This is a genomic window from Halovenus amylolytica, from assembly GCA_004015825.1.
Classification (GTDB): domain Archaea; phylum Halobacteriota; class Halobacteria; order Halobacteriales; family Haloarculaceae; genus Halovenus; species Halovenus amylolytica.
Window position 1 is genome coordinate 1 of the sequence record SAYS01000053.1, and the last position, 1699, is coordinate 1699.

The 1699-nt window shown below is 45.0% G+C and carries 1 protein-coding gene and 1 pseudogene; one reads left to right on the forward strand and one right to left on the reverse strand.

Annotated features, from left to right (window positions below; genetic code table 11):
* A partial coding sequence (locus EOW68_RS18245; protein ID WP_431359063.1) for a hypothetical protein occupies positions 1-1585 on the forward strand: 1585 nt, incomplete at its 5' end.
* Positions 1586-1593: 8 nt separating this feature from the next.
* On the opposite strand, the pseudogene EOW68_RS18250 reads toward EOW68_RS18245, so the two are convergent.
* A pseudogene (locus tag EOW68_RS18250) lies at positions 1594-1699 on the reverse strand (IS5/IS1182 family transposase); the annotation flags it as partial.

Sequence of the window (1699 nt, forward strand, 5' to 3'; positions counted from 1 at the left end):
CCGGGATGGTCTCCGAGCTGAGACCATCCCTGGAGATGTTCAACTAGCCCTTGCTGAAGGTGCATATCTCCCCGATTGGTCGCCTGCTACGAGACAGTGGCGAAATTCATTGGGGCTAAACACGTACAGACAAAGAATCCATCGAGAACGACTTCGTGCAGCAGCAGATGAACTCGTTACGTCTCTCTCTGGGATTGGAGTTGGTCAGTTCACAGGATCTCGACGGTTTCTGGACAGCACTACACGATTTACTGGAGCAGATATGGATGGTGGTAAAGCAGACGGTTATTTATCAGATATAAATTCCAAGAATGTTAAATCCCTTACAACTCAAAATTGGGATGAGAATGGTGGACAAGGGGATGTCCAGATCTCGGTCCAAATCGGAGATAGAATCAAGCCGAATACTACTTTGGTACAGGTTGGAAACAGCGATGAAAAGTCCATCGACTCAGTCAAACTCTCTAAGATATTCAAGGTCTCAAAAAATCCAGTCTGGGGAACTGATGACGAAGAGTTTGCCAATTCCCGCAGCCAACTTCGACAATTAGCTTTTGAAGCGATTCGAGAAGGGAACGAACCCCGATTTAAATCGATTTGTGAGATATACGAAGAATTAGTAAAAACATATTACGAGGATGTTAGTGAGGAAGGGGACTGGAGCTGGTCATTAAGTACAGATCCAATTGGTCCTTTTTATAACGATCTGCAAGAAATCCATGATCATACAATTGAATTAGAAAAACCTGACTTTCGAACAGTTGTCATTGATACAATTGCGGCGACGGGTTTTCGGTGGAGGGAAGCTCGTCTGTATTCTCCTGTGAGTAATGCACTAACACGATTGCGTTCTTGTTACGTTCGCTCACCTAGCGAAGTACCTCACTTGGAGTACCCTCTCTTATCCTTCCGCGAAATATTACTTGGGACAGATGTTACTAATGCAGATTCGCTGACGGAGTTTGAACATCTTTATCGGTATAATCAGAGATCGCTTGAGGAGCTTGAATGGCTCCTAAAGAATTCGCTGGAAAAAGAAACAACATTAGGATTTAAGCGTTGTTGGAATCTGACTAAGGAATATTATTCTTCCGAGAGAGAGTCTGCCATCAGGAGTGAAATCAACTGGATAAGGAGCAGTGAAAATCCAGTGCAGGAGGAGCCATCACCCGATGTTCGAATTGACGTTCTAGAGGCTATCCAAGAACGATTTCCACAAGCGATTATTGATAGACAACGACTGCTGTTTACCGCAGCGTCTGCTCTCTTCCACTATTATACAGAAAGCAATCTCTCAGAGAGCACATTCAATGATATAAGAGATGATGCCGTGATAGAGTATTTTGATTCAGTTGAGGTTGTAGTTGATGGTTATAGCGCCATCTTTTCTGGGCCAAATGACCCGCTCAAATTAGAACGGTGGGGAGATATGTTTGGTCCAGACGACTTTGGCGGCACGAAAGCAGTTCAAATGACGGTGGGAGACTGGATTTTAGATGGTTACTGCTTACTTCTATTGTCTAATATCAAAGAGGACTGGTTGAAGGACAGTGGGAACTTACCTTCTGAGAAGAGGGTGTCATAGAACTCTTGTCACACCGTGATGATCGTACTTCCCGGATTGTCTCCACGCTCGTAGTTGGTGATAGCGACGACGAGGCGAAGGCACAGGGCAAGAAACACCTGCGCTCGTGCGTGG